This window comes from Streptomyces lancefieldiae, from assembly GCF_031845825.1.
Classification (GTDB): Bacteria; Actinomycetota; Actinomycetes; order Streptomycetales; family Streptomycetaceae; genus Streptomyces; species Streptomyces lancefieldiae.
The window spans coordinates 36,177-61,814 of the sequence record NZ_JAVRFH010000021.1 but is presented as its reverse complement, the minus strand read 5'-3'; the positions used below and the strand labels follow the sequence as shown (position 1 = coordinate 61,814).

Annotated in this window: 21 protein-coding genes and 2 pseudogenes; 19 read left to right on the top strand and 4 right to left on the bottom strand. The window is 72.3% G+C overall.

Translation table 11 applies throughout. The features are described 5' to 3' along the window. The first annotated feature begins 4 nt into the window (after nucleotides 1-4). Entirely contained in the window at nucleotides 5-1,174 is a 1,170-nt protein-coding gene (eboE, locus tag RM812_RS21150) for a metabolite traffic protein EboE (RefSeq protein ID WP_311574766.1), read from the top strand. Beyond that, a pseudogene (locus RM812_RS21145) lies at nucleotides 1,171-2,547 on the top strand (alkaline phosphatase family protein); the annotation flags it as partial. The gene eboE and the pseudogene RM812_RS21145, both read left to right, overlap by 4 nt. Before the next feature lie 308 nt (nucleotides 2,548-2,855). Here the strand turns inward: RM812_RS21145 and RM812_RS21140 are convergent. Next, nucleotides 2,856-3,104 carry a PIN domain-containing protein gene (locus tag RM812_RS21140; RefSeq protein ID WP_311574764.1) on the bottom strand — a complete coding sequence of 83 codons (249 nt, stop codon included), beginning with the start codon at nucleotides 3,102-3,104 and terminating at the stop codon, nucleotides 2,856-2,858. Between the two features lie 248 nt (nucleotides 3,105-3,352). Here RM812_RS21140 and RM812_RS21135 point away from each other — a divergent pair. Further along, a pseudogene (locus RM812_RS21135) lies at nucleotides 3,353-3,484 on the top strand (IS21-like element helper ATPase IstB); the annotation flags it as partial. A 191-nt stretch (nucleotides 3,485-3,675) separates the two neighbouring features. Here the strand turns inward: RM812_RS21135 and RM812_RS21130 are convergent. Then, nucleotides 3,676-4,551 (bottom strand): NAD(P)H-binding protein, encoded by an 876-nt coding sequence (locus RM812_RS21130; protein ID WP_311574762.1) that lies wholly within the window; start codon nucleotides 4,549-4,551, stop codon nucleotides 3,676-3,678. A 44-nt stretch (nucleotides 4,552-4,595) separates the two neighbouring features. Here RM812_RS21130 and RM812_RS21125 point away from each other — a divergent pair, with 44 nt between their 5' ends. Next, a complete protein-coding gene (locus tag RM812_RS21125) occupies nucleotides 4,596-5,510 on the top strand; it encodes an AraC family transcriptional regulator (protein ID WP_311574761.1) in 915 nt (304 codons plus the stop codon). Next, nucleotides 5,507-5,698 carry a hypothetical protein gene (locus RM812_RS21120; RefSeq protein ID WP_311574759.1) on the top strand — a complete coding sequence of 64 codons (192 nt, stop codon included), beginning with the start codon at nucleotides 5,507-5,509 and terminating at the stop codon, nucleotides 5,696-5,698. Before RM812_RS21125 ends, RM812_RS21120 begins: the two co-directional genes overlap by 4 nt. 383 nt (nucleotides 5,699-6,081) lie before the next feature. On the opposite strand, the gene RM812_RS21115 is transcribed toward RM812_RS21120, so the two are convergent. Next, nucleotides 6,082-6,450 carry a VOC family protein gene (locus RM812_RS21115; RefSeq protein ID WP_311574757.1) on the bottom strand — a complete coding sequence of 123 codons (369 nt, stop codon included), beginning with the start codon at nucleotides 6,448-6,450 and terminating at the stop codon, nucleotides 6,082-6,084. 212 nt (nucleotides 6,451-6,662) lie between these two features. Here RM812_RS21115 and RM812_RS21110 point away from each other — a divergent pair, with 212 nt between their 5' ends. The 8 genes from RM812_RS21110 to RM812_RS21075 all read left to right on the top strand — a co-directional run bounded on the left by RM812_RS21110 (nucleotide 6,663) and on the right by RM812_RS21075 (nucleotide 15,354). Then, entirely contained in the window at nucleotides 6,663-7,211 is a 549-nt protein-coding gene (locus RM812_RS21110) for a GNAT family N-acetyltransferase (protein WP_311574755.1), read from the top strand. Nucleotides 7,212-7,400: 189 nt separating this feature from the next. Further along, nucleotides 7,401-7,730 (top strand): 4Fe-4S dicluster-binding protein, encoded by a 330-nt coding sequence (locus RM812_RS21105; RefSeq protein WP_311574753.1) that lies wholly within the window; start codon nucleotides 7,401-7,403, stop codon nucleotides 7,728-7,730. Then, complete coding sequence (locus tag RM812_RS21100) at nucleotides 7,727-9,682, top strand: hypothetical protein (protein ID WP_311574751.1); 1,956 nt, start codon at nucleotides 7,727-7,729, stop codon at nucleotides 9,680-9,682. Before RM812_RS21105 ends, RM812_RS21100 begins: the two co-directional genes overlap by 4 nt. A gap of 57 nt (nucleotides 9,683-9,739) precedes the next feature. Further along, nucleotides 9,740-11,140 (top strand): amidase, encoded by a 1,401-nt coding sequence (locus tag RM812_RS21095; protein WP_311574749.1) that lies wholly within the window; start codon nucleotides 9,740-9,742, stop codon nucleotides 11,138-11,140. A 3-nt stretch (nucleotides 11,141-11,143) separates the two neighbouring features. Then, nucleotides 11,144-12,676: a type I glutamate--ammonia ligase gene (locus tag RM812_RS21090; protein WP_311574747.1), complete on the top strand. Its 1,533-nt coding sequence runs from the start codon at nucleotides 11,144-11,146 to the stop codon at nucleotides 12,674-12,676. Nucleotides 12,677-12,763: 87 nt separating this feature from the next. Further along, a complete protein-coding gene (purB, locus tag RM812_RS21085; protein ID WP_311574745.1) occupies nucleotides 12,764-14,050 on the top strand; it encodes an adenylosuccinate lyase in 1,287 nt (428 codons plus the stop codon). After that, the gene (locus RM812_RS21080) at nucleotides 14,034-14,438 is read left to right on the top strand and encodes a GNAT family N-acetyltransferase (RefSeq protein ID WP_311574743.1); all 405 of its coding nucleotides are present in this window, start codon (nucleotides 14,034-14,036) and stop codon (nucleotides 14,436-14,438) included. Before purB ends, RM812_RS21080 begins: the two co-directional genes overlap by 17 nt. A 154-nt stretch (nucleotides 14,439-14,592) precedes the next feature. Then, a complete protein-coding gene (locus RM812_RS21075) occupies nucleotides 14,593-15,354 on the top strand; it encodes a response regulator transcription factor (RefSeq protein ID WP_311574741.1) in 762 nt (253 codons plus the stop codon). A gap of 386 nt (nucleotides 15,355-15,740) precedes the next feature. Here the strand turns inward: RM812_RS21075 and RM812_RS21070 are convergent, their stop codons facing one another. Next, nucleotides 15,741-16,790 (bottom strand): ParB/RepB/Spo0J family partition protein, encoded by a 1,050-nt coding sequence (locus tag RM812_RS21070; RefSeq protein ID WP_311574739.1) that lies wholly within the window; start codon nucleotides 16,788-16,790, stop codon nucleotides 15,741-15,743. Nucleotides 16,791-17,162: 372 nt separating this feature from the next. Between RM812_RS21070 and RM812_RS21065 the strand changes: the two genes are divergently transcribed. The 6 genes from RM812_RS21065 (at nucleotide 17,163) to RM812_RS21040 (ending at nucleotide 25,364) form a co-directional block, all read left to right on the top strand. Further along, entirely contained in the window at nucleotides 17,163-18,698 is a 1,536-nt protein-coding gene (locus RM812_RS21065) for an MDR family MFS transporter (RefSeq protein WP_311574737.1), read from the top strand. Nucleotides 18,699-19,062: 364 nt separating this feature from the next. Next, nucleotides 19,063-19,338, top strand: coding sequence for a hypothetical protein (locus RM812_RS21060; RefSeq protein WP_311574735.1), 276 nt, complete (start codon nucleotides 19,063-19,065; stop codon nucleotides 19,336-19,338). A 496-nt stretch (nucleotides 19,339-19,834) separates the two neighbouring features. After that, a complete protein-coding gene (locus RM812_RS21055) occupies nucleotides 19,835-20,347 on the top strand; it encodes a hypothetical protein (RefSeq protein WP_311574734.1) in 513 nt (170 codons plus the stop codon). A 365-nt stretch (nucleotides 20,348-20,712) separates the two neighbouring features. Continuing rightward, nucleotides 20,713-21,273, top strand: coding sequence for a hypothetical protein (locus tag RM812_RS21050; protein WP_311574732.1), 561 nt, complete (start codon nucleotides 20,713-20,715; stop codon nucleotides 21,271-21,273). A gap of 211 nt (nucleotides 21,274-21,484) precedes the next feature. Then, nucleotides 21,485-21,694 carry a hypothetical protein gene (locus tag RM812_RS21045; RefSeq protein ID WP_311574730.1) on the top strand — a complete coding sequence of 70 codons (210 nt, stop codon included), beginning with the start codon at nucleotides 21,485-21,487 and terminating at the stop codon, nucleotides 21,692-21,694. A gap of 109 nt (nucleotides 21,695-21,803) precedes the next feature. Then, nucleotides 21,804-25,364 (top strand): HelD family protein, encoded by a 3,561-nt coding sequence (locus RM812_RS21040; RefSeq protein WP_311574729.1) that lies wholly within the window; start codon nucleotides 21,804-21,806, stop codon nucleotides 25,362-25,364. Nucleotides 25,365-25,638 lie beyond the last annotated feature (274 nt).

Below are 25,638 nucleotides of genomic sequence, written 5' to 3'. Positions count from 1 at the left end.
CCCGGTGCGCTTTCGCCACCCGGACGGCAGCGTCGTCCACCTCGCGTACTGCACCAACGTGCACCCCGCCGAGGACCTCGACGGCGTCCTCGCCCAACTGGGCGCCCACTGCGCGCCCGTCCGCCGCCGCCTGGGCGTGAACCGGCTCGGCGTCGGCCTGTGGCTGGCCGCCGACGCCGCCCGCACGCTGGACACCGACCCCGGCGCCCTGCGCACGCTGCGCGACGCCCTCGCCCGCCAGGGACTGGAGGTCGTCACCCTCAACGGCTTCCCCTACGAGGGCTTCGGCGCGGGCGAGGTCAAGTACCGGGTGTACGAGCCGGACTGGTCGGATCCGCGCCGGCTCGCCTACACGCTCGCGCTCGCCCGGATCCTCGCCGGGCTGCTGCCCGACGACGTCACCGAGGGCAGCATCTCCACCCTGCCGCTGGCCTGGCGGACCGCGTACGACGCGCCGCGCGCGGCCCGCGCCCGAGCGGCCCTGACCGAACTGGCCGGTCGTCTCGAGGAGTTGGCCGAGACGACCGGCCGCTCCATCCGCGTGGCCCTGGAGCCCGAGCCCGGCTGCGTGGTGGAGACCTGCGCCGACGCGATCGGCCCGCTCACCGCCGTGGGCCACGACCGCGTCGGCATCTGCGTCGACACCTGCCACCTGGCCACCTCCTTCGAGGAGCCGGAGACCGCCCTGCCCGCGCTGACCGCGGCCGGGGTCGGCGTCGTCAAGGCCCAACTGTCCGCGGCCCTGCACGCCGAGCACCCGGACCGCCCCGACGTACGGGCCGCCCTGGCCGCGTTCGCCGAGCCGCGCTTCCTGCACCAGACCCGCACCCTCACCGCGGCCGGCCTGCGCGGCACCGACGACCTCGGGCCCGCCTTGACCGGCGCAGGCCTGCCCGCCGGCAGCCCCTGGCGCACCCACTTCCACGTGCCGCTGCACGCGGCACCCGCCCCGCCCCTGACCTCCACCCTGCCCGTGCTGCGCCGCGCGCTGTCCGTCCTGGTCGGCGGCGACCGGCCGCTGACCAGGCACCTGGAGGTGGAGACGTACACCTGGCAGGCGCTGCCGCAGGCACTGCGTCCCCGCGACGCCGGCCGGCTCGCCGACGGCATCGCCGCCGAACTGTCCCTCACCCGCGACCTGTTGACGGACCACGGCCTGAAGGAACTGCCATGACCCGCCCCGAAGGGCCCACCCCCCTCCTCGTCCTGGACGTCGTCGGCCTCACCCCCGGGCTGCTCGCCCACATGCCGAACCTCGCCGCCCTGGGCGAGCGGGGCTCCCGCGCCCCGCTGGACACCGTGCTGCCCGCGGTGACCTGTTCGGCGCAGGCCACCTTCCTCACCGGCCGCACCCCCGCCGAGCACGGCATCGTCGGCAACGGCTGGTACTTCCGCGACCTCGGCGAGGTCCTGCTGTGGCGGCAGAGTCACCACCTGATCGAGGGCGAACGCGTCTGGGACGCGGCCCGCCGCGCCCACCCCGGCTACACCGTCGCCAACATCTGCTGGTGGTACGCCATGGGCGCCGACACCGACTACACCGTCACTCCCCGCCCCGTCTACTATGCCGACGGCCGCAAGGAGCCCGACTGCTACACCCGCCCCCCGGCCCTGCACGACGAACTCACCGACGCGCTCGGCACCTTCCCCCTCTTTCACTTCTGGGGCCCCGGCGCCGACCTGGTCTCCAGCCAGTGGATCATCGACGCCACCCGGCACGTCATCCGCACCCGCCATCCCGACCTCACCCTGTGCTACCTCCCCCACCTCGACTACGACCTGCAGCGCTTCGGCCCCGACGACCCCCGCTCGCTGAAGGCCGCCGCGGCCCTGGACGCGGCACTGGCCCCGCTCCTGGACGACGCCCGCGCCGAGGGCCGCACCGTCGTCGCCCTGTCCGAGTACGGCATCACCCGCGTGAACCGGCCCGTCGACATCAACCGCGCCCTGCGCCGCGCCGGACTCCTGGAGGTCCACACCCAGGACGGCATGGAGTACCTCGACCCGATGGCCTCCCGCGCCTTCGCGGTCGCCGACCACCAGATCGCCCACGTCTACGTCCGCCGTCCCGAAGACCTCGACGCCACCCGCGCCGCCCTCGCCGGCCTGCCCGGCATCGAGCGACTCCTCGACGACGAGGGCAAGAAGGCCCACCACCTCGACCACCCCCGCGCCGGCGAACTCGTCGCCGTCGCGGAACCGGACGCCTGGTTCACGTACTACTACTGGCTCGACGACGCCCGCGCGCCCGACTTCGCGCAGCTCGTCGAGATCCACCGCAAACCCGGCTACGACCCGGTCGAGCTGTTCATGGACCCCCTCGACCCCTACGTCAAGGTCAAGGCGGCCGGCGCCCTGGCCCGCAAGAAGCTCGGCATGCGCTACCGCATGGCGGTCGTGCCCCTGGACCCCTCGCCTATTCGCGGCAGCCACGGCCGCCTCCCCGCGAGCGACGACGACGGCCCGGTGGTGCTGTGCTCCACCCCCGGCACCCTGCCCGGCCGGATGGCGGCCACGCAGATCAAGCAGCTGCTGCTGGACCTCGCCGACGCGAGCGACGGCACCGGCCGGCGCATGAACGCCCGCCGCGACGCACGCGACCGCGAGCGCCCGCCCCAGCACTCCGAAGCCCACCTGAACCGGGCGCGCTGGACGAAGACATCTCAGCCCGCCGACAGCTGACCCGGCCCGATCCGGCGTCCGCGGTGATCCCACCGGGCAGGTCAGTGTGCTGCGTAGTCCGGGGAGGCGGATCGCTTCCGTGCGGGTGTTCTCCGAGGCGCTGGCGGCGCGACGGCTGTGTCGGCGGTGCCGACGGGGTCGTGGTGACCGTCCGCTGCCTCGGCGACTGATGTCTACTGGCCGGGGTGAACGGCTTGGACGCCTGTGCCGGCGTAGGCCTTGGGGGCCAGGGTGAGAAGAAACCGCCCGGCGGGGTGGGCCGCGGAGGGACGGGCGGCGTGGATGGCGTGGACGGCGGCCCAGGAGTGCCCGAAGCGCAGCAGTTCGGTGGCGGTGACCGCGGCGTCGGTGTCGAAGGCCTCGATCCGGATGAACCGCAGTCCCGTGATGTAGCCCAGCAGCCCGGTCTCCTCTGCTGCCATTCCCTTACCCTGCCGCGCCCCTCTACTGCTGGTAGAGGGGCGTGCCGCGAGCTGGATGTGAAAACAGACGCCCCCGGCCCCGGAAGGCCCCTGGGCCGCAGTCGGCGGCTCGATCAGGTTCGCGCGCATCTGCCGCAGCAGCTCGGTCCGTACCTGCTCCTCGCGATGCTCGTCGTGCCAGGTCACGTCCACCAGGTGCGAGACGAGCCGCAGCGCGCTCCGCTCGGGCGCACCTCGACCTCCGATCCACAGATCCGCGGCTCTGCGCAGCCATCGTCGACCGCCTCACCTTCGGTGGGAACATCATCGAGACCGGCACCGATTCCTACCGGCTCGCCGGCACCAGGGCAGCCCGAGCCCGGGACGCTGCCGCGGGCTGACCAACACCACAGTGATCATCCACGGTCGGTGGTTCCCGGTCTTCACGTCGGCGACTGGGGCCGGGGCCTGGTTGGATGCCACGACCGCTCGACGTAGTTACCATGCCCCAGCCGCGCAGACCACAGGTGGCGGCACTCGCCGCCTGTGACGCTCAGGGGATTATGTCTGTGGCTGGCGACGGGACGTGTCTTCAGTCGTGCCAGGTCTTCACGGCCGCTTTGACGTAGTCGGTGAAGTCGCGCGGCTGTCGGCCGAGTGCGCGCCATACGCCGTCGGAGATATGGCTGTCCATTCCGCGCCGGATGGGGCTCACAGCCTCCGCATAGTCCTCCGCCTCGGCAGCCGGCCATCCCTGGCCGGTGAGTTCGGTGACGAACTCACCGGGAGAGAGCGGGACATAGCGGATGCGGCGGCCGGTCGCCTCGGAGATTTCGGTGACGGCCTCGGCGATGGTCAGAGCCCGGGACCCGGAGAGTTCGTACGTCTGCGCGCCGTGGCCGTCCTCGGTGAGCGCTGCGACCGCGACCGCGGCGATGTCCTCGGCATCGACGAAGGAGGCTGCGCCGTCCCCGGCCGGCAGTCTCAGTTCACCGGCAAGGATCGCGTCCCGGAAGATTCCCTCGCTGAAGTTCTGTGCGAACCAGGCGGGCCGCAGGATCGTCCACGCGATCCCGCTCTCGCGCACCGCGCTCTCACCGTCCACGTGTGTGGCACCGGCGATATTGGCTTCGCCGGAGTAGCCCGGCACATCCACACCGCGTCCCGACAGCAGCACGACGCGCTCGACACCCAGCTGCGCGGCACGCTCGACGAAGGGACGCGTCAGGAGCTGCCCGTCGAGCGGCACGAGGTATACCGCCTCCACGCCCTCCAGCGCGGTGTCCCAGGTGGTGCGATCGTGCCAGTCGAAGGCCGGCTCACCGGAGCGTGACGCCACGCGGACTGGGGCCCCCTGTGCCCGTAGCCGGGACACGACCCGGCTGCCCGACTTGCCCGTGCCGCCAGTTACCAGAATCGGATGTTTGGTCATGAGGCAAGCCAAGCCCCTCCTCGCGAGACGATCCATGGCCAACAAGCTCACTTCGATGCCTGCACGTCTACTGTGGAGGTGTGGATGTGCTCTCCGAACTGCTGGACGGAGTCAGAGCGCGGGGTGCCCTGTTCCGGCAGACGACCATGAGCGGGCCGTGGTCCATGAGATTCGCCAGCGGCTCACCGCTGACACTGGCCACCATGCTGCGCGGCCGGGCGTGGATCGTTCCCGCCGAGGGCGAACCGGTGCCGGTCAGCATCGGAGACACCGCGATCATCCGCGGCCGGGCGCCGTATACGGTCGCTGATGATCCGGCCACTCCGCCACAGGTGGTGATCGACAGCGCCGATTACTGCGCCGCCGAAGGTGACGCCGGCGACAGCCCGGACGGCTCAGCCCTGCTGCTCAGCGGCGCCTACACCGGCCGTGGCGAGATCAGCGAGCGGCTGCTCCACGCACTGCCCGAGGTACTGGTGATCCCCGCCGCGGACGGCCGCTGCCCGCTGCTCGATCTCGTGGTCGAGGAGATCGTCACGGACAGACCCGGGCAGCAGGTGATGCGCGACCGACTGTTGGACCTGTTGCTCCTCTCCACCCTGCGGACCTGGTTCGACCAGTCCGACGCCCACGCGCCGCCGTGGTATCGCGCATGGGAGGACCCAGTAGTAGGCCATGCTCTGCGACTTCTCCATGACGATCCGGCCCACCCGTGGACTGTGGCGAGCCTGGCGGCCAAGTCGGGGGTGTCCCGTGCTGCGCTCGCCCGTCGCTTCACCGCGCAAGTCGGCGAGCCGCCGATGACCTACCTCGCCTCGTGGCGCATCGACTTGGCGGCCGACCTGCTGCGCGAGACGGACGCCACGGTCGGCTCGATCGCCCGGCGAGTCGGCTACGCCAACACCTTCGCGCTGAGCGTTGCCTTCAAGCGCCTCCGCGGCATCACCCCGACCCAGCACCGCATCACGGCGCCGTCCCCCAGGCTCGGGGAATGAGAACGTTGCCCGCTCCCACTCACGAATCCACAGCCCTTACCGGCGAACCGTTCAGCGACGACGCGCTGCTGCTCGCCGGTGTCGTGGCGGTCGTACGCCAGCTCCTCGGAGGCGAAGTGCAGGGCGGCCTGGGCTCGGCCGTCGGAGTTCTCGGCGACATGTTGGCCGCTTGCCCGGGAGAGACGTAGAGCTGCCCGGTGCGGTGCAGGGCCGCAGATGGGATCTACCCAGGCCTCCCGCAGTAACCCTGCTGGAAGGCTGCCCAGAAGCCCTCGTCGATCCCGGTGTCGGTGAACGAGTTCCAGTTGGTGTGGGCGACGAGTTGGTCGCGCCCGTCGCGGCTGTTGAGGGCATAGGTCAGGTAACCGGGTGCGCTGCCGCCGTGGCCGTACGCACGGCCGCAGCTGGTGCTCAGACGGCCGTGGGTTCAGCATGACTGAGGGACTTTCACCGGGAACCCACGGCGTCTTCGGCAGGCAGGCTCGGAAGTGCGGTGGGTTCGTCGCTGTCTCGTCTCAGATGATCTGGTCCCTGGTGATGCCTGTGACCTCCACAAGCACCCGGAACAGCGTCACTGAGCCGGGATCGGCTGGGTGAGGTTCACCGGGTTGCCGTCGGGGTCCTGGATGTGGGCGACGCGCTGTCCCCACGGCATGTCGTTGGGGCCGCCGCGGACCGAGCCGCCCAACGCCGTTACCCGGCCGAGCGTCTCATCGACGTCGTCGACACCGATGCTGAGCAAGACCCGCGGTGCCACCCCGGTCCCCGGATTCGTCTTGGTCACCAGCCCGAGGTCGGTGTCGCCGATGCGCAAGCCGAGGTAGAAGGCCGGCCCTTCCTCCGGTACCCGGAAGATCTCCTCGGCGCCGAACAATTTCGTATAGAAGCCGAGCAGGACGTCCTGGTCGGCAGTCAAGATCACTGGCTGGATGGTGGACATGGCACTCCTGTCGAGAACGGTCGTGTCGCTGGGTGGACCGTTCGAGGACGGTGAACTCATCGGCAAAACCGCCCTGCCAGACGATCTACGCCCCAGACTGCCGCCCACGACCAGTACGAGCACCCCGAAACGACGTCACGCCACGAGCCACCGTTGTTCACGCGCCCCGGCGGCCGGCGCTGCCGCGGGGACGCGGCGATAGGGTGCCGGGCATGTACCCGGTCGACCGTTCGAGTCAGCGCCTGCGCCTCCGCGAACTCACCGTCGACGACGTCGGTGCGGTGTTCGCCATCTATGGCAGTCCTGAGGCGACCGAGCACCTGTCGTTCGAGCCACGCACTCGCGAACAGGTCGGTGTGATCGTCGCCCGCTCCGTGGCCTCGGCCACAGCGGAACCGCGCAGCGAGTACGCGCTTGCGGTCGTCGAGAAGGAGACGGATCAGGTCATCGGCTTCGGACGCATCGCCCTGGACCCTCACCAACAGCGTGCGGCCACCTTCGGCTTCGCTCTCCGCCCGGATGCCTGGGGCGTCGGCTACGGAGTCGAAACCGTACGGCTCCTCCTTGGCCTCGCGTTCGAGGGGATCGGTCTGCACCGAGTCTGGGGCGGGCGCTCCCCCTTGAACGAGGCCTCGGCAAGGACCATGGCGGCGGCCGGCATGACGGAGGAAGGAGTGATCCGGGGCCACGTCCAGAAGGCGGGCCAGTGGCGAGATTCGGTCGTTCACTCGATGCTCGACGAGGAGTGGGAGGGCGAGTAGGCGAAGAGGCATCCAGCGGGCTCCGGCAGATCATCCACTGAACCGTCCCGGGGCAAGTGGAGACCCGGGCTGCCGCAGTTCGACCGGCTCCCCACCCGGGCTCCGGGCCCGGTCGAGGCGGTGCGCCGAACATCGGGAGCATCCGGTTTCCGGCTGTGGCCGGAAGGCTCACCAAAGGGGTCCCTGCCCGTGAAAAAGATCGCCTCGTCGGCTGCGCTGTCCGGGCGGGCCGAGCGGATCGCCCAGCGCACCCGCCCCGACAACTGGAAGAAACCGCCGCGCCGCATCGAGAAGTCCGAGTGCATCACCTGTGACACCTGCCTGCGCAGCTGCCCCGAGGAGCTCGGGGCCATCTTCGACCGCGGACTGGACGTCGTGATCATCCCGGAGCTGTGCTCGGGCTGCCCCGCGTGCGTCCTGGAGTGCCCCGTCGACTGCATCTACATCGACGAGGACTGGACACCGACCGACGAGACGATGTGGAACCACATCGAAGTGACCGCCAAGGACGCGAAATGAGCGGGCTGACCGAACGCGGCGAGTCCCGCCGCCAGATCAACGCGCGCAAGCGGATCAGCCGCCGCCCCAGCCGCCTCGGCATCCCCGCGGGCACGGTCGGACCGGACCGCGAGTTCGACCCCGAGGCAGGGTTCCCGGGACTGCTGAAGCGGGCCTGGCAGCGCGCCGGGGAAGCAGCCGACCTGCGCTCCTTCGTCGAGGTGCTGCTCACCCTCGACGGCCATGTGCCCGCCGACATCCAGCTGCGCGCGCTCACCGCTGCCGAGGAGGCCGCGCTGCACGCGCTGTGCGGCCTGTCCTGGGGCACGGCGGAGACGGACACGGCCGCGCCCTCGCCCGCGGCCGAGGACATCCCGGACGAGCGGCCGGGCGGCGACGACACGGCCTTCCTCGGCGAGATCGGCCTGTCCACCTCCGGCCGGATCCTGCTGCGCGTGCCCTCCCAGGGACCGCTGAAGAAGGACGACCTGGTCGGCGGAGTGCGCCGGGTGCCCTGGACGAGCGGCACCCTGCGCGCCTACCAGCAGCGCATCGAGGCCGCCGAGGCCCGCCTGAAGGAGACCGCGGCCGACTGCCGGCGCTGGCTCGACGAGCAGGGCCCCGAGGGCCGCGACGAGCTGCTGGCGCAGGCCAGGGAAGCGGCGCTGCGCAACGCGCCGTTCGTGCTCTACCAGCAGGAGCGGCAGTACACCAACTTCCGCGAAGCCAACAACCTCACCGGCAAGACGCTGTGGCCCGGCCACCCGGACTGCGTCCTCAGCAGCCTGCACGGCCTGCCGCTCGACCTGTGGTCGGACCACGACGTCCAGCTGATCGTCTGTCTGACCCTGCTCATCCGCTCGGCCGGCTTCGGCCGTGTCGAGGAGGCCAACGGCACCCAGCTGACCGTCGATCACGTCGCCCACATGCTGGAGCGGATCCGGCGCGGCTACAACGGCGTCCCCGGCGGCACGCAGGTCCCGCCCGCCGCCGCACACACCGTCGCGGCCCTGAACGACCTCGCCGTCGCCCTGCGTTCCGCCCGCGCCGAGGCCGGGCGCGGCGCCCAGCTGTACCGCGAGATCCACGGCGCGCTCATGCACAAGATCGAACGCGTGGCGCAGGAACCCGGCGAGCGGACCCGGGCCCTCGAGGAGGCGATGGTCGCCCGCCTCACCGAGCGGCTGCCGCTGACCGGCACCACCCTGCACGAGCTGGGTGAGGACCTCGCCGCGGCCCCCGACCTGCTCGCCACCCCGCTCGGCGGCTACGGCACCGGCCTGGAGCACCTCGTCCACGAGACGGTGGCCGCGGTCACCGACGTGTTCGAAGCCGACTTCGCGATGAGCCGCGGCATGCGGTCGCTGCCCGCCCTGATCGAGGCACTGCGCGAGGAGCGCTGGCCGGAGATCTGCGACTGGGACATCACCCGCTTCTTCTGCTGCGTGGTCCCCCACCCCTCGGCCGTACGGCACTTCGGCGGTTCCGCGGCCGCCCTCGCCGACGCCGCCTGGGCGATGTCCTCGCGCATGCAGTACAACTCCTGGCACTTCATCGCGGGCAACCTGCCCCGCACCGACGAGGTGGCCGCCCGCGACCACTTCGTGCCGCCGGTGATCCCGGACGTCGCGTTCTACTCCGACCAGCACCACCACGGCCACGTCAACAACAAGGTGCGGTTCTCCATCCGCTCCCCGCAGGCCGTCGAGGTGGACGGACGGGTCTTCAACGGCTTCATCGACCTGCGGCTGCTGCGCTGCGCGGGCACCCCGTTCGGCGAGCAGGACCTGCTCGCCGTGCACCGGGTCTCCGCACTCGTGGCCCGGGCCACGGGCCTGGCCGCCACCCTGGCCGCGGCCGGCACGCCGATCGAGGTCACCGCGTTCGACTCGCCCTGGCACTGGTCGACCGTAGCGGGCGACGAGCCCGCCGAGGCTCCCACCGCAGCCGGGCCGGCCCGCCGTGCGTCCTGACGCGCACGGCGGGCCCCGCCCCGTTCCGCTCCCAGAGCGCTCTTGAAGGAGGGTCCGATGACCGCCCGCGGCATCAGCCACATCAAGGACCTCCTCTCCCGGGGGGAGATCACCGTCGTCGAGCACGTCCGGTCCGTCCTGACGGACATCCGCGAGCGGGACACGCTGGGGGCCTACGTCGCGGTCGCGGGCGACGAGGCCCTGCGGGCCGCCGAGCAGGCCGACGCCCGCATCCGTGAGAAGGGCCGCGAGGCCTGGTGGGACCAGCCGCTGCTGGGCGTCACGGTCTCCGTCAAGGACCTGCTCCAGACCCGCGACCTGCCCACCACACGAGGAACGCTGCTGCCCAACGACCGCCCCCGCGAGGACGCCCCCGCGGTGGCCCGGCTGCGCGCGGCCGGCGCCGTCGTCGTCGGCAAGACCACCACGTCGGAGTTCGGGTGGAGCGCCTCCACCGTGGGCCGCGTCGCCCCGCCCACCCGCAACCCCTACGACCCGAACCTGACCGCCGGCGGCTCCAGTGGCGGGGCCGCCGCCGCGATCGCCGCCGGCCTGTGCGAGGGCTCGCTGGGCACCGACGGATCCGGCTCCATCCGGATCCCGGCCGCGTTCTGCGGCGTCGTCGGCTACAAGCCGTCCTACGGCAAGGTGCCCTACTTCCCCAACGGCGCCGACCGCCTCGCCCACCAGGGCCCGCTGGCCCACTGCGTCGCCGACGCCGCCCTGCTCGGCCAGGTGATCGCCGGTCCCCACCCCACCGACCCCGACTCCGGGCTCGGCTCCCTGGACTCCCCGCGCGACCTGCGCGCCCTCAGGATCGGCTGGATCGAGTACGAGGGCACCGACCCGGAGATCCGCCGGGTCACCGAGCGGGGCAAGGAACTGCTCCTGGCCGAGGGACACCGGGTCGAGGACGTGGAGGTGCGCTGCCAGGACCTCTACCCGGCCGTCGTCGACATCCTCGCCGCCACCGAGGCGGCCGGCACCCGGCCCGAGCACGAGGCCTTCTGCGACCCGGGCCGCCTGGAGATCGTCCGCCACGGCCGCACCCTCAGCGGGGTGCGGGTCATCCAGGCCGAGGAGGTGCGCCAGAACCTGCGCGCCACCCTGCGCTCGGTCATGGACCGCTACGACCTGCTCGCCATGGCGACCGTCCCCGTCGAGCCGTTCGACGCCGACGCCATCGGCCCCGCCTGGGCGGCCGACCCGCGCGATCTGATGTGGCTGGCCTGGGCGCCCGCCTCGTACCCCTACAACATGACCGGCCAGCCCGCCGTCTCCCTGCCCGCCGGGCTGACCCCGTCCGGGCTCCCGGCCGGTCTGCAGCTCGTCGGCCCGGTCGGCGCCGACGACCTCGTCCTGACGGTGGCCCGCCGCCTGGAGGCGATGCTGGTGCCGCTGCCCCGCCCGCCCGCGACCGGCCTCACTCCCGTCACCACCGGCGAAAGGACGTTCTGAACCATGTACGCCAGGTCATGGTCCACCCCTGCCGCGGACGGCAGCGTCGGGTCCCCGTCGTTCGTCGCCGACCACGGGCTGTGGGACGCCGAACAGACCGCCGCGGCCGAGCGCGTCGAGTCCGTTCTCGACGACGTCGACTTCGTGCGGATCGCCTTCGCCGACCCGCACGGGCTGGCCCGCTCCAAGACGCTGACCACGCAGGCCTTCCGCGCCGTGCTGCGCAACGGCATGAACTTCAGCCCCGGCCCGTTCCTGTTCGACACCGGCCACGCCGTCGCCGTCGACTTCCTCGGCGAACACGGCATCGGTGTCGACGAGATCGCCGGCGCCGGCAACTTCGTCCTGGTGCCCGACCCGCTGACCTTCCAGGTGCTGCCCGGCGCCGGCCCGCGCACCGCCTGGGTGATCGGCGACGAACACCTGCGCGACGGCACCCCGCACCCGCTGTCCGCGCGCGCCGTCCTGCGCCGGGTGCTGCGCCGCTACGCCGACCAGGGGCTCGCCCCCGTGCTCGGCCTCGAGGTCGAGTGGTACCTCACCCGCCGCCTCGACGACGAACCCGGCAACCAGGGCAACGGCTTCGGCCTCCAGGGCCGGGCGCCGCGCGTGGCCGCCGTCAACGCCGGCTACCAGTTCAACCTGGACGCCGCCTACGACACCGTCGCCCCCGTCACCGACCCCCTCGCCCTGGACCTGCTCGCCCTGGGCCTGCCGCTGAGGTCGATGGAGCACGAGTCGGGTCCCGGCCAGGTGGAGACCACCTTCAGCCCCATGTCGGCCCTGGACACCGCCGACGCGATGCTGTTGTTCCGCACTTACACCAAGCGGTTCTGCGCCGGCCGCGGCCATCACGCCTCCTTCATGTCCCAGCCGCTGCTGGACGCCGCCGACCCCAGCGGCTGGCACCTGAACCAGTCCGTCGTGGAGAGCGGCACCGGCCGTAACGTCTTCAGCGCCGAAGGGCTCTCCGGCGGCCTGTCCCCGCAGGGCAAGGCGTACGCCGACGGCCTGCTGGCCTGGGCACGCGAGCTGTTCGTGCTGTCGGTGCCCACCGTCAACGGCTACCGGCGCCTGGCCGCCGAGCACTCGCTCGCCCCCACCCGCGTCGGCTACAGCGTCGAGGACCGCACCGCGATGCTGCGGATGGTCGGCAGCGGGGCCGGCGCCCACATCGAGAACCGCATGGGCGAGCCGTGCGCCAACCCGTATCTGAACATCGCCGCCCAGCTCTTCGCCGGCCTGGAGGGCCTGTCCGGCACCGCCGCGCCGGCGGCGCCCACCGCAGCCGGCGCCGCACCCGGCGCCGTACCGGCCGACGGCCCCCGCCAGATGGTTCCGCAGTCCCTGCGCGAGGCGCTGGAGGCCTTCACCGCGGGCCGGGCCGCACAATTGCTCGGCGCGCCCCTGGCCGCCTGTCTGGCCAAGCTCAAGGAGAGCGAGCTGCACCGCTTCGAGGGCTGGTGCCGACAGGCCGCCCCGCCGCCGGGACGCGTCACCGAATGGGAGCAGCGCGAGTACTTCGGGGCGTACTGAGGGACCGTCCCGAAGCAGAGCCCGGTGCGGTCCCACGCGCGCCGCACCGGGCCCCCACCGTCCCGCCCGACCGACGAAGGCCGACCGATGATTCCTCGTTACACCCTGCCCGAGATGGCGGACCTCTTCGCCGACCAGTCGCGCTACGCCACCTGGGTCAAGGTCGAGATCCTCGCCACCGAGGCCCAGGTGCGGCTCGGACGCGTACCCGCCGAAGCCCTCGCGGACATGCGCCGCGCCCCGGTACCGCTCGCGGCCAGGGTCGCCGAGATCGAGAAGGAACGCGATCACGAGGTGCTGTCCTTCCTCGCCGCGTACTGCGAGAGCATCCCCGAGTCCTCCGCGCGCTGGGTCCACCTCGGCATGACCAGCTACGACCTGGTCGACACCGCCCTCGGACACACCCTGGCCCGCGCCACCGACCTGCTGCTCGGCGCCGGGCGGCGGCTGCGGCGGGTGCTGACCGACACGGCGCTCGCGCACTGGGACACGGTGATGGTGGGCCGTACCCACGGCGTCCACGCCGAGCCGACCACCTTCGGCCACAAGCTCGGCACGCACGCCTTCGCCGTCGACCGCTCCCTGACCCGGCTGGCCGCCGCCCGCGAGGCCGTCGCCGTGGGCACGGTCTCCGGCTCCGTCGGCACCTACGCGCTGATCGACCCGTCCGTCGAGGCCTACGTGTGCGAGGCGCTCGGCCTCGGCGTCGAGCCGGTGCCCAGCCAGGTCGTCGCCCGCGACCGGCACGCCCAACTGCTCCAGGCAGTGGCGGCCCTGGGCGCGTGCATCGAGCAGATCGCCCTGGAGCTGCGGCTGTTGCAGCGCACCGAGGTCCGCGAGGTCGAGGAGCGCCGAACCAGCGCCTACCAGGGCTCCAGCGCCATGCCGCACAAGCGCAACCCCACCACCAGCGAGCGGCTGTGCGGCCTGGCCCGGCTGCTGCGCGGATACGCCACCACCGCCCTGGAGAACGTGGCGCTGTGGCACGAGAGGGACCTCGCCCACCAGTCGGTGGAGCGGGTCATCCTGCCCGACAGCCTGTCCGTGGGCCACTTCCAGGCGACGAAGGCGGCCGAGCTGGTGGAGTCGCTCACCGTGCACCCGCAGCGGATGCGGGACCACATCGACACCACCGACGGTCTGATCTACAGTTCGTCGGTCCTGGCCGAGCTGCTGGGCGACGGCACCGAACGCGAGCGGGCCTACCGCTCGGTGCAGGCCGCGGCGAACCGCACGATCGCCACCGGCCGGCACTTCGCCACCACGCTCGCCCAGGAGGGCATCGACCTGGGCGCGCTCGAACCCGAGCGCTTCCTCACCCATCACGACGTGATACGCGGCCGATTGGAGAATCTTCGTGAGCTGGACGATTGAGCGGGTGGAGGGCACCGCCCTGGACCTGGACGAGGTGCTCGAGGTGTACCGCTCGTCGGGCCTGGGGGAGCGGCGCCCGGCCGACGACCGCGAGCGGATGGCGGCGATGGTGCGCAACGCCAACCTCGTCCTGGCCGCCCGGGACGCCGACGGCTCGCTGATCGGCATCGCCCGCAGCGTGTCCGACTTCTCCTACGTCACCTATCTGTCGGACATCGCGGTGTCGGGCACCCACCAGCGCTCCGGGATCGGCCGCGCCCTGATCGACGCCACCCGCAAGGAGGCCCCGACGGCGAAGATCGTGCTGCTGTCGGCGCCCGCCGCGACGGAGTACTACCCGCACATCGGTTTCGCTCCGCACCACTCGGCGTGGGTGCTGAATCCGTAGCGGTGTCCCGGGCGGCACCGTCGGCTCGACGCGGTCGAGCCTCGCGCTTCAGCGGGATTCGACCGACGGACCGTAGGGTCGTGGCCAGGGGTGCGCGCCGGTGACCGCCTGCGCGGCAGCGCGCACGGGCCGTGCAGGACCCTTGGGGGAAGGCATGAGTCAGACGATGACGGCACAGGTGCTGCCGGAGCTTCAGATTTCCGTCCCGCAGCCGGCCCGGCCGGTCCAGGGCCTGTCCGGGACCGCGCCCGCCGTGACCGCCACGGCGTGGCGCATCCTGGTCGTGGGCCCCGACAACGGCGACCCACTGGTGACCCAGCTTCGCCGGCACGGCCACGAACCCGTCGGCGTCACCCAGGGCAGCGCGGCCCTCCAGGCGTACGCGGACGTGGACCTCGTGCTGCTCGCGCTGGAACTGCCCGACCTGGACGGGCTGGAGGTGTGCCGGGCCATCCGGTCCGTCAGCCGCGTCCCCGTCATCGTCGTCACCGCCCGGCAGTCCGAACTGGACTGCGTCCTCGGTCTGCAGGCCGGCGCCGACGACTACGTCACCAAGCCCTACGGGCTGCGCGAGCTGATGGCCCGTATCGAGGCCGTGATGCGCCGCGCCCAGTGGCAGCCGACCGCCGTGGAGGAGATCCGGCACGACTCGCTGCGGATCGACGTCAACTCCCGCCGGGTCGTCGTGGACGGCACCGAAGTCGCCCTGACCCGCAAGGAGTTCGACCTGCTGTGCCTGCTGGCCTCGCACCCCGGCACGGTCATTCCGCGCAAGCAGCTGCTCAAGCAGGTATGGGGCGACTCCTGGTCCCGCCGCACGGTCGACACCCACGTCAGCAGCCTGCGCGGCAAGCTGGGCGACAGCGGCTGGATCGTGACGGTACGGGGAGTGGGCTTCAAACTCGGCCACTGCTGAGGCCAGACTCGGCCACTGCTGAGGCCAGACTCGGCCACTGCGGAGGACCGCCCGGGGCACCGGCCGCGAGCGAGAGCGGCGCGAGAGCGGCGCGACAGACACGATGGTCTTTCGCGCCTTCCCGTCGTTCGGGCGTCCACCCGGTTCTTCCAGCGGCAGGCCCTCGGGCGCAGAGGGGGCTCGACCCGCGACGATCGGCGTCGCCGCCTGAGACACCTTGGGCCTGGGACACCCGTACGGGTCACATACTGAACACCCGAGTGCTACTCCCTGCGCCGAACCGCCCCGAGGGCCTGTCACGCCCGCTCCACCGCTCCACCGCTCCACCGCCCCACCGGCCCGGGGACCCGGGCGGTCGGCGGGCGCCGCCGAGGAGGTGACCGGCCTCAGCGTGCCGGCCTCAGCGTGCCGGGCCCGGCCGGGCCGGTGCTCAGTTCGTCGGCGAACGTCTGACACAGCTCCGAGTAGCGGCGCATCAGCTCCGCCAGCTGGTCGGTGCAGTGCGGCGGCAGGTTGGCGATGATGCGCCCCCGGTCGCGGGCGAGCAGCGCACACGCGTCCAGCATCCGCAGCATGCCGCGGCCCATCTCGTTCAGCCGCAGCGACGGGTCCCGCCGCAGCGCCTCGAAGAGGGTGATCAGCTCCTCGGCCGACTGCGCCCGCTCCTCCCGGTCCCGGCCGCCCGGCTCCCGTCCCTCGCGCGCGCCGCGTCCGGCCGCCGCCAGGCCACGCTGCCGCGGCGGCACCGGATCGTCGCCCCGCAGCACCCGGTCGCGTACGTCGGCGACGGTCGCCGGGGAGATCCCCGCGCGCCGTGCGACCGTCCGCAGCGACGCCGTGGGGTCCGCCCGCAGCAACTCCCCGGCCAGCTCCCGCCCCTGCACGGTGCTCAGCGGCCGGGCCCGTCCGTCGAGCCCGACCCGCCGCTCGCACCGCGGCAGACCTTCCATCCGCGCCCGCAGCTCGGACACCTTCTTCGCGGACAGTCCCGCCACCATGGCGATGGCACGGTCCGACCACTGAGGCCGCGCGGCGACGATGCGCTCCGCGGCGGCGGCCCGGTCGCTCTGGGACAGCGGTCGGCCCTGGGCCACGTTCATCGCCACCGCCAGCAGGGCCGCGTCCTGCCGGGACCCCTCGAAGAAGCGGACCGCGATGTGCGTACGGCCCTTCAGCCGCGCGGCCCGCAGCCGGTGCAGCCCGTCGATGACGGACAGGGTGGGGCGGTGCACGACGATCGGCGGCAGCTCGCTCTCCAGGTTCGCCAGGGCCAGCGCCCACTCGCCGTCCACCCCGCCGGAACGCGGGGTGAACGAGGCCGTCAGGTCGGTCAGCCGCACCCGCTCCACGGGCGCCTCGTCCAGAGCATCCCTCAGGGCGAGCAGTCGCTCCGAGCTGCTGTCGTGGTGCACACGAACGGTCTGATGGGTTATCACCGCGACTCCTCACAGACACAACGGGCCGACGGGCCGGGGCGGGGCCTGGCACGGACCCTGGCAACGCCCCCTGACACGGGGCTGACGTATCTCTGACACCGCCCCGCCCCCACCTCGTCGCACCTGCTGCCCGAGCCCTGGAAGTGCCGCAGGCGGGCACGGAAGCCCAGCTCACCGCGGGCCGGACGGGTGGCAGGGGACGCGGCGGGCCGTGAGCGGGATACGAGCGGCACACGAGCGGTCCCTGCTGGACTTCCGTGCGCTGCTCACCGCGCGCGGTGCCCGCGCCGTCAGGGTGGCGCCCCAGCACGGCCGGCGGGCGACCCATGCTGCGCGGCCGCGCGGACCAGCGAATCGAGCGAGGTGAGCACCGTGGCGACGACCATCGACAAGGCGGCGGGCACAGCACGGCGGGAGGCACGCGGGCCCAACATACGGCTTATGCTGCTCCCGCTGATGATCGCCATGCTGCTGTCCCAGTTGGACAACATGATCGTGGGCACCGCGATGCCCACCGTCGTCGGCGACCTGGGCGGCATGGAGCATCTGTCGTGGGTGGTCACCGCCTACACCCTGGCCACCGCCGCCGCCACCCCGATCTGGGGCAAGCTGGGCGACCTGCACGGCCGCAAGGGACTCTTCCTCACCTCGGTGGTGATCTTCCTGGCCGGTTCGGCACTCAGCGGCATGGCCCAGGACATGGGCCAGTTGATCGGCTTCAGGGTGATCCAGGGGCTGGGCGCGGGCGGCCTGATGGCCGGCGTCATGGCGATCGTGGGCGAACTGGTGCCGCCGCGCGAGCAGGGCCGCTACCAAGGTATGCTCGCCGCCGTGCTGGCCCTGTCGATGATCGGCGGACCGCTGGTGGGCGGCACGATCACCGACCACCTCGGCTGGCGCTGGACGTTCTACATCAATCTGCCCATCGGCGCGGTCGTCCTCGTCATGGCGGCGATGGTGCTGCGGCTTCCGGTCCGCAGATCCAGCGCCCGTATCGACTACGCGGGGTCGGCACTCCTGATGGCGGGCATCACCGCGGTCGTCCTGGTCGCCACCTGGGGCGGCACCGAGTACGCGTGGGGCTCGGACGTCATCGTCTCGCTGTGCGCCGCCGCGGTGGTCAGCCTGGGCGCCTTCGTCTACTGGCAGACACGGGCCGCCGAGCCCGTGCTGCCGCTGCACGTCTTCCGCAACCGCAACTTCGCGCTGATGTCGGTCACCGGGTTCGTGATGGGCTTCGTGATGTTCGGCGCGGTGCTGTTCCTGCCGCTGTACCAGCAGGCCGTGCAGGGGGTGTCGGCGACCAACTCCGGTCTGCTGCTGCTGCCGATGATGAGCGCGATGATCGTCGTGGCGATGACGGCGGGCCGCATCACCAGCGGCACCGGACGCTACAAGGCGTTCCCGGTCGCGGGCGGCGCACTGATGCTGGCCGGCATGCTGTTGCTGTCGACCATGGACACCTCCACCTCACGTACCGAGGCGGCGGTGTACATGGCGGTGCTCGGCGCGGGTCTCGGCTGCCTGCTCCAGGTCGTCATGCTCATCTCGCAGAACAGCGTGGACATCCGGGACATCGGCGTGGCCTCGTCCACCATCACGCTCTTCCGCATGCTGGGCAGCTCCTTCGGTGTCGCCGTGATGGGCGCGCTGTTCAACCGCCGCGTCCTGGAGGTGATGGCCGAGCGCATGCCCGGGCAACAGCCCCTGGCCGGAACCCAGCCCGACGCGGCCGGCCTGGCCCGCCTGGAGCCCGCGGTCCGGGAGGCCTACCGCCATGCCACCGCTTCCGGCATCCACAGCGCCTTCCTCATCGGCTCCGTCGCCGGCGCGCTCGCCCTGCTGGCGGGCCTCCTGGTGCGAGAGGTGGCCCTCCGCACGACGGCAGCCCCCACACCGGACGCATAGCCCCGCGCCGGACGCGTCAAGCGTTTCTCGAGCGAGTCTCGGCCGCTGCCGCCAAGACTGAGGGTGCGTGATCGAAGGGAACGCGGCCGGCCCGGCCGACCGCGGACACCCCCTTCAGCCGAGGGACCGGGCGCCGGATCCGACCCCGTCACCGGCGCGCGGTCACCCCGCGCAGCCAGGTCCCTCCTGCCACGGCCGCCGAGCGGTGACCCCGCCGGCCCGGCCATCAACGGCGGCTGACCGCGCGGCGATCCCGCGCAGTTCCACCCGGCACCTCCCGTACGCCACCGGCGACGGGAGGTGCCGCGCGTCCGCCCACCCCCGCGGGGAGTGGCGTCGACGACTGCGGACGGCGGGGGGTCTCATGGGCACGAGCAGCCGCATGACCGTGGCCACGCACGCACCGACCTGGATGGCGTGGGTCTGCCCCAGGCATCCCGACGGCATCGTGACATCCGGACGGATCGCCGCCAGTGTCATCTCCTTGCACTCCGCGTCCCCCCATCAGGCGTGCCCCGTCGGGCGGGGCCTTCCGCCAGCGCTGCGCCAGGTGTACGGCCGCGCGGAGGAGCCGATGAAAGCCGAACCGGCGGCCGTCACCGTCGCCGACGTGGCGAGAGAGACGGTTCCCGGGCTCTGAGCAGCCCCACCATCCATCGGTCGGTCCCTCGGTCGGTCCTCTCGGGCCGGCCTCTCTTCGGCCCCTTGTCATCACCAGAGCCGTCACATCACGGTACCTGGAGGCCCCGGACCGTGTACCGATCGCTCGTAGACCTCGCCGCCGCACCGTTCGCCATCGGCACCGAAGGCTTCGGCGTCGCCGGCATCCTGCCACACCCATAAGCGGCGGCGGACGGAGCTGGACACCACCGCTGGCCAGGGAAGACGTACCTGGACTGTCTCGGACGCCGCAGGCCGTTGCCGAGTGCGCCGGACGCCCCGAGGCTCTTGCTCACCGCCCCGCACCGCTGGGCCGCGCCCCGTCGAAGGCGCTGCCCCGTGCGATGCCGGGTCCGCTCTGCCGCTCACCGGTGTCGACGGCCGCAGGCAGGCGAGGAACGCGCCCGGGACGGCCCGCACATCAGGCGCCCGGCTGCCCAGCACTCACTCATCTCTTCAGCACAGGAGGAAACAGCATGCGCAACACACGAACCCGGCGGATCCGTCCCCTGGTGGTCGCGGCCCTCGCCGGCAGCCTGCTCGCCGGCGGCGGCGCCGTAGCCGTCTCCGGCGGTCTGGTCTCCGCCAGCGCCTCGGGGAAGCCCGCCGACACCATCGCCAACGCCGCGGCCGCCCAGTCCAACAAGGCGAGCAAGTGCCAGGGCTCTGCCGTCGGCGTGGTCGGCAAGTGGACCGAGGGACTGTCTTCGTGCGCGTTCTTCGGGTCGAAGAGCACCCCCACGTTCACCTACGAGCTGTGGGGCGACAAGTACGCCGAGCTGCAGCGCAGCCAGGTCGAGGTCTTCGGGATCGCGCCGAACGGCAAGGGCACGTGGTACAAGGCCGGCGTCATCGCGGGCGGTACGGAGCAGGAGACCGTCTTCATCAAGGTGCCCTGGGGCAACAGCGCGGCCACGCCGAAGATCCGTGTCAAGCCCATCCCGATCGCCGGTGCCGTCGTCACCAAGGTCTCCTTCGCCCACCGCTGACCACACCGCTATCAGCGGCATCGGCCGGGACATGCCCGTTGGGCCCAACGGACCCAGCGGACCCAACCGGCCCTGATCCGGGTCTACGCGTCCGACCGGCCATCGCAGACCGGGGACGGCCAGCGGGCCCCGGCCAGGTCGTCCAGGGGTGCAGACCGGGCGGCATCAGCCGCCGTCGTCCCGCTCCCACCCGTCTCACGGAGCCTGTCCACCGCCGCATCGAGAGGTCGACCGGCGTCCGGACGCCGGCCCCACCCCGGGCGGGACCGTGACCGCCTGGCCCTCACCGGCCGATGGGCCACCACCCCGGCGGGGAGGCCCGCCGGGGCTCGCATTCCTTCAACTCCGATCGGAGCAGTATTCGCATGCATACGGCACACAGCACCCGTTCACGCAAGGCCCGTGCGCTGATGGTCACCGCGGTGGCCGGCGCGCTGTTGGGCGGGGCCATCGCCCTGCCCAGCACCTCGCCCCTCGGCGGTGAGGCGGCCGGCGGCGAGCGCGACACCGTGGTGAACGCCGGGGCGGCCCAGTCCGACACCGCCTCGGCCGACTCCGCCGCGGACCGGGCCGCGGCCGTCGGCAGCACCAAGAGTGACTGCCCGTTCTCGGTGGAGAATCCCTTCGTACAGAACGGACGTCTCTACGCCCGCACCACCATCACCTGCAAGGAACGACACACCATCAGCCTGACCCTCATGCTGCGCCGCCCCCAGTGGCCCTTCGGCACCAAGTACATCGCCGTCGGCAAGGTGCGGCTGAACGACTGGAAGGGCACCAAGTCGCTCACCACCTCCATATCCTGCAACGAGGTCAGCCCCCGAACGGACTACTCGGCCGACGCGGTCCTGTACGACAAGCGCTTCGTCGACTACCCCGTCGAGGTCGACGACCAGGACAGCCCCGGGACGAGCAAGGGCTGCTGACCTCGGGCGGCATGACTCCGGCACCTACCCACGGACCGGTTAGGCCCGTTAGGACTGACGGGCCTAACCACCGCTAGAAACCTAGGTGCTGGGACCGTACACGAAGGGCCCTGCCGGTAATCGGCAGGGCCCTTCGCGTATGTGCCTGATCAGCCAACGGACGGGCCCGTCTTGAGGCGCTTGTTCGGACGCGGCGAGCCCCGACACCGCGGTGTCGGGGCTCGCCGGCGCGACCATGCGGGCCAAGCTGCCCTGCCTGCACCGCTACGCCACGGAAGGGACCGCCCGACGTACCCGGGCAGCCTGGTCGCACCTGTGCCTGGGATGCCACTACCTCCAGTACGAGGTCGGCCCCGCACACGACCAGGTCCGTGTCTGGCGGGTGGAGGTCGGGGAGTTGGTGGGGGAGCTGGCCTCCTGATGTGGGCCCGGACTGTTCGTCACCGTCCGGTCTCTGATAGTCATGTCGCCGGGGACGGGCGTATGCCCGTGGCGGCGCCCTGCGGGGCGTCGCAAGGGAGGGAAAGCACATGAGCACCACCACACGCGACGACGTCATCGCCCTCGAGCAGAAGGCGGTGGACCACGCGTACGCCTGTTACGAGGCGCGGCTGGCCGAGATGAACGGAACGGGGGCCGCCACGGCGTCGGCCACCGGCAAGGACGGCATCGCCAACAAGAAGGACGCGGAGCAGCGGGCAGCGGCCTACGGCAGCCTCGGGGGCGAGTCGCTGGTCTTCGCCCGCGTCGACGCCCCGGAGGAGTCCGGCGGCGAGCCCCGACCCTGGTACGTCGGCCGGCGTCCCGTCTCCGACGTCCGGACCCGCGACACCGTCGTCGTGCTGTGGACCAGCGGTATGGCCACCAAGTGGCTCGAGGCGCGGCAGGAGGCGCCGGGCGACGTGGTTCTGCGGCGGCGGCTGCGCTGCGCGGAGCGTGTCGTCGAGGACTACTCCGATGAGATCGCCGTGCCCGGAGCGCTTTCCGGCACCGTCTCCGAGGCCGCCCTCGACGCCGCCCTCGACGCCGCCCCCGACGCGGGCCTCGTTCCCACGCCCAGGCCCGCCGCCGACGACGCCCCGACGGCCGGACGGCCGGGCGCCGCGAAGCACGGGGAGCGTCCGCCGGCCCACACCCCTGCCGACATCGCCCGTATCCAGCGTCGCAAACGGCCCCTGCAGCCGGACGATTTCCTCCTGCGTGAGCTGCAGCGTTCGCGCAGCGGCCGGATGCGGGACATCGTGGAGACGATCCGCCGTGACCAGATGGACCTGGTCACGGGTTCGCCGACCGACATCCTCGTCGTGCAGGGCGGGCCGGGCACCGGCAAGTCCGCGGTGGGGCTGCACCGCGTGACCTGGCTGGTCAACAACGAGCACTTCACGGCCTCGGACATCCTCGTCATCGGCCCTCATCAGCGGTTCCTCGACTACGTCGGCCAGGTGCTGCCCACCCTCGGCACCCGCGACGTCAACTCCGTCCAGCTGTCCCGTCTGTGGGAGGGCGAGGCCCTCGGCACCGACACCCCGCGGGCGCGGCTGGTGAAGTCCGACGAGCGCATGGCGGCCGTCCTGCGTCGGCGGGTCGAGCGCGAGTGCCGCCCCGAAGCCCTCGACGCCCTCCTCACCGCTCCCTCCTTCGAGGGCGACGAGCCGGCGTTCACCGTCACCGCCGGCAGCACCACCCTGCGCGTGCCGCGCTCCGAGGTCCTCGCCCTCCTCGCCGAGGCGCGCGGCGGTGACGGTGCCCACCGCGAACGCCGCGACCGCTTCCGCAACCAACTCGTCGACCGCCTCCTGGCCGAACTCGTCGCCGTCGCCCCGCGCCGCGGCGCGGACGGCACGATCCGCCGCAGCCTGGAACGCAACCGCAGGGTCGAACGCCTCCTCGACCGGGTCTGGCCCTCACCCGGCGCCCTGGAGGCCCTGCGCAGTCTCTACGACTCGCCCGACCTGCTGCGCGCCTGCGGCGCCGGCGTACTCGACGACGAGGAGCAGGCCGCCCTGCACCGCCCCCGCGCCGCCACCGCCGACGGTGACCCGTGGACCCTGGACGACCTCGTCCTGCTCGAGGAACTCCGGTACCTCATCACCGGCGAGACCCCGCGCCGCTACGGCCACATCGTCATCGACGAGGCCCAGGACCTGACCCCCATGCAGGCCCGCACCCTGCGCCGGCGCGTCGCGCGGGGCGGTTCCATGACCGTCCTCGGCGACCTCGCCCAGGCCACCGGTCCGCGCGTGCACACCGACTGGGAGGAACTGGGCACTCTGCTGTCCGACCACGGCGACTGGCGCGTGGCCGAACTGACCACCAGCTACCGCGTGCCCGCCGAGATCATGGAGTTCGTCGCGCCGCTGGCCCGCACGGTCGCCCCCTCGCTGCCCTACCCGCAGGCGGTGCGCGAAGCCGGCGAAGGTGCCGTACGGACCATCGTGACCGAGCCGTGGCGGCTCCTGGACGACACCGTCGCCCAGGCCGTCCGCCTCCTCGGCAGCAGCGACGGGCACACCCTGCGCTCGGTGGCCGTCATCGTCCCCGACGACTCCGGCTGGCTCGACGAGATCGCCCGCCACCTCGACGAGGCGGACGGCCTCACGCAGCAGGAACGCGAGGCGGTGTCCGTGCTGGCCGCCGCCCAGGCCAAGGGCATGGAGTACGACCACGTCCTCGTGGTGGAACCCGCCACCATCGCCGCTCGCGGCCCGGCCGGCCTGCGCCAGCTGTACATCGCGCTGACCCGCAGCACCCAGACCCTGACCGTCCTGCACACCGCACCGCTCCCGCAGGCCCTCACGAACACCGGCACTGCGGGCTCCGCGGAACAGCCGCCCACCGGCACCATCCCCGGCACCGACGAGGTCGCCGGCAGTACAGCAGGACCGGCCACCGCGGCGGGGAACGCCCCCGAGATCGGCACCGACATCAAGGTCCGCGTGGTCGGCCACACCACCGGCGGCAACTACAAGGTCGAGGCCGTCTCACCCGCCACCGACCGTCCGCTGCTCCTGGCCGTACGCCACGGCTCCACACCGCCCGAGACCGGGGCGGAGCTGGACGCCTGGGTCCTGCGCCACACCTCCAACGTCACCTTCGTCACCGTCGACGAACGCGGACGCAGGCCCATCTCGCCCACCATGGCCGAGCGGTACGTGGACGCGCTCACCGTCGTCGGAGAACTGGCCGACGGCGACGTCGCGGACGACGCCCGGGCCCGGCTCTCCGAACTCAAGGGCATGGCCAACCGCTGCCTGCGCCTGGACCAGCACGACTGGCTGGACGTCTGGCGAGTCCTCGGCTCCCCGGACCGGGACCGCCTGGCCCTGCTGCGGGACCTCGCCGCGAACACCAACCGCGCGCTCGCCTCGGACACCCCCGACCTGGACCGGTTCCGGGCGGAACTCCAGCGCAGCGGCTGGGCCGAGGCCCTGGCCGAGGCACGCCGCACGCTGGAACAGCGCCTCGCGGCCAAAGCCGCCGGCCGTCCGGTGAACGAAAACGGGGCCACCGAGCCTGCCGCCACGCGACCCCCCGAGCCCGCACCCCTCAGGCGGACCGAACCGCCCACACCGCCCCAGCAGCCCGAGCCGGAGGAGAACCACCCCATGCCCAGCACCACCGCCGGCACCGTCGCACCGGCGTCCGAACCGACGGCCGGGCCGAGCACGGACCTGCTCCGGTTCCTGGAGAGCTCGGCCGCGACCGACCGTACCTGCAAGACCCATGAGGCGGTGCGCTTCGAGCTGATGGCGGCCCTCCTGCGGGCCGACCGGCAGCCGAAGGCCGACTCGCTGGTCGTCGACGTCGACTGCACCACCGAGCACGGCCGCTTCCTCTACGAGGTCCTGGGCGCCGGTCTGTCCACGTACCCCGACCTCCGGTCGGGAGCGGCCCGACTCCGCGAGGTCAACCACACCCTGCCGGCGGCCGCCGACCGCCTCTACCTGGTGCTGTCCCAGTCGCCCGCCGAGGACTGGTCGGCCGCCACCGTCCACGACGTCTTCGGTGTCCACCTCCTGTGGCGCACCCCACAGGGCTGGGGCGGACAGGACACCGCAACCGCTCTCGGCCTCGATCCCGGTCAGGCCTGACTCCACCGACCCGCGCGCCCCGACCCGAGCGGTGTTCCGCCAGGACGGGGCGTGCCGAGGGGCGTACCGGAAGGAGCAGAGCTCCGACCGCACCCATGCCGGTCCCTCGACATGTTCTTCCGGGCTCGCGTCGACGGGTGTCCTACGCGTATGTGAGGGGAGAAACATGCCAGGCGAGCGACTTGACGCGGAGTGGGTCCGGTTCTGGTGGGAGCAGGACGGTGCGGCCCTGACGAAGCTGATGCCGGCGTTCCCTCCAAACGCACGGCTTCCC